At 38.6% G+C, this 1,092-nt stretch carries 2 protein-coding genes; both read left to right on the top strand.

Annotated features, from left to right (window positions below):
* Positions 1-118: 118 nt before the first annotated feature.
* Positions 119-553, top strand: a complete 435-nt coding sequence (locus tag PLA23_RS13675; protein ID WP_324475584.1) for a hypothetical protein — start codon at positions 119-121, stop codon at positions 551-553.
* Positions 554-677: 124 nt separating this feature from the next.
* A complete protein-coding gene (locus PLA23_RS13670) occupies positions 678-1,028 on the top strand; it encodes a Hint domain-containing protein (RefSeq protein WP_324475582.1) in 351 nt (116 codons plus the stop codon).
* Positions 1,029-1,092 lie beyond the last annotated feature (64 nt).

The raw sequence follows: 1,092 nt of genomic DNA, 5'->3' as shown, positions 1-1,092 counted from the left end.
GAGTAACCTACACTATCCGGCACACCAGAATATTCAAGGTTCCTGATGAGTCATATATCCGATCAATTCTCAATGAAGAGAATGATATTATGATTGAAGACATAGAAGAGATAGATCCATGAAGGTACGACTTGGATTTGTCTCCAATTCATCCTCCTCTTCATATATTCTGGGGATAAAAAAGAATATAGTGTCAGAATGTCCCTGCTGTCATCGGAGCGGTATCAATGTGATTGATCTGATTGAACAGATGCCTCAGTCATCTGCAGCTGATGCAACGGAGATCAGATGCATCGGGAGAGAGCATATTATCAGGCATTATAAAAAGGAATTGGACAAGGTATCAGATCTCGAGGAGAATGGCTGGAAGCATAGCAGGCGGGACTATATCAGGGATGTAATTACCCGGATCGATCAGGTGCCGGATGAGTATGAGATTATCCTGATAAATATATCCCATCATGACACTGCTCTACAGGATATCCTCATAAATGAGCAGAAAGCAGGGAATTTAACAGTTGTCAGTACTATTGAAGGAATGGGGTTTGAGTGATACCATGAGGGTAAAATCGGGAAAATATACCAAGACGGTCACATCAAAAGGGTATAATTACACCTTTGACAAGCAGACCGGGTATTTTGTCAGGTGGGGAGAGACCAAGGATGATGATCCGGTGATGGCCCCCGGTTTTGAGATTTTAGACTGGGAGATCTCAACGATCTGTGACAATAACTGCAGATTCTGTATACCGAGAGGATTTAAAGTATTTACATATGATGGAAAAAAAGATATATCGGATATTAAAATTAATGATATTGTTTTGTCATATAATGAAAAGACTCATGTTACTGAGTATCAATCAGTTACTAATGTATATAGTAGATATTATGAAGGAGATATTATTTGTATTGAGACAGAGGATGGGGGATATTTAGAGATAACACCGAATCATCAGATTTATATAAAAAATAAGGGGTGGGTAGAAGCAAAGGATATATCTGATTCAGATGAGGTTATTTCTATATGACACCAGTATGCAAAACATGTGGGCAACGCGTATAGAACAGTATCATAATAGGAGGAAAAATGAA

The organism is Methanospirillum sp. (genome assembly GCF_035406105.1).
In the GTDB taxonomy this organism is placed as follows: Archaea; Halobacteriota; Methanomicrobia; order Methanomicrobiales; family Methanospirillaceae; genus Methanospirillum.
Note: the sequence above shows the minus strand (reverse complement) of the source record. Positions and strands in the feature narration are given on the sequence as shown.